1 protein-coding gene is annotated in these 1,232 nt (G+C 43.3%); it reads left to right on the top strand.

Annotated features, from left to right (window positions below):
- Positions 1-87: 87 nt before the first annotated feature.
- Positions 88-1,209 carry a transposase gene (locus tag QUB37_RS29700; RefSeq protein WP_333168830.1) on the top strand — a complete coding sequence of 374 codons (1,122 nt, stop codon included), beginning with the start codon at positions 88-90 and terminating at the stop codon, positions 1,207-1,209.
- Positions 1,210-1,232 lie beyond the last annotated feature (23 nt).

Here is a 1,232-nt window from a genome sequence, read left to right as displayed (position 1 = left end):
AACTGAGATCTTGCACCATTCTCAATAAGCCCTTGCATTCTGTACCAAAATGTGAAATAAAGGGCGTATAAACAATCTGATAAGTTAATGTTAACCATCCTTAATTACGCCCAAGCATTAGTCTATACCTTGATGGATTTAATGCCAAGCAAATATCAACAAAAAAGTCTGCGAGCCTTGCTAGGTCTATTTTTGGAAGCAACAGGACAAAGTTTACCTCAGCATTCTCAAACAGTAAGTGCCAGCGCGATTAGTCGCTTCCTCAATCATTACAAATGGTCAGTCCGGGCAGTAATTAGAGTTGTGCGGGCAGAGATCATCAGGCAAGTAAAAGCCGAAAGAGGGCTTGGGAGGCGACCAATTTTAACTGTAATTTTGGATATGACTACCTTGGAAAAAGTTGGTAAGTTCTCAGGGTTAGGGAAACTAATTAGAGTCTATAATGGTAAACGAGGATTGCACCTGTTAGTCCTCTACATACTTGTGGGAAGAAGTCGAGTACCTTGGGGGTTCCGAGTCTATCGGGGCAAGGGAGAGTTGGCGCCAATAAAACTTGGTCAAAGATTGCTAAAAACTCTGCCAAAAACCTTAACAGCACATTATGAAATTCGAGTATTAGGTGATAGCGCATTTGGCAGTATAGAAATGCTCAACTGGGTAAAAAAACAACCACGTACAAGTGGTATTTTTGGGATTAGGAGCGATCGGAGGTTGGCAGATGCGCGGCAGGTAAACCAAGGACTACAAAGGGGTCAGCAAGTAGTGCTGCAAGGATTAAACTTTCCCGTCACCCTGTCTTGGTATTGGCTCAAACGGGATGATGGCAGTCTCGAAAAACGCTTTGTAATTTCGACAAAACCTTTATCTGCTGTCTACATTACTCGACTCGGTAGAAGACGTTGGCAGATTGAAGGATTCTTTAAGACTGTGAAACATCGGTTTGGTTTGCATCGGTTTGGACAAAGCACTTTATTGGGAGTTTATCGCTGGCTAGTATTATCTTTTATTGCCTACTTTCTCGCCTTCTGGGCATATCTAGCATCGGGAAAAACTACCTTGCCAGATTGGGGAGAGGCGGCGCTACTGGCGAGAGAAACTTTGTTGGCATCTCTAGTAGTTTTGGGGCTGTTAATTAATATCGATCGCACCCAGAGTTTAGCTCGTCAGCAGGGTTTTGACATCACTGTTAGTGGTTGGCAGTATGGCTAATTGAGAATGGTGCAAGATCTCAG

The sequence above is a fragment of the Microcoleus sp. AT3-A2 genome (assembly GCF_036705685.1).
Lineage (GTDB): Bacteria > Cyanobacteriota > Cyanobacteriia > Cyanobacteriales > Microcoleaceae > Microcoleus.
This window is presented reverse-complemented; position numbering and strand designations above follow the sequence as displayed.

Excerpts from the sequence above, each read along its gene's own strand:
- QUB37_RS29700 (WP_333168830.1), top strand. The coding sequence starts at position 88 with ATGTTAACCATCCTTAATTACGCCCAAGCATTAGTCTATACCTTGATG.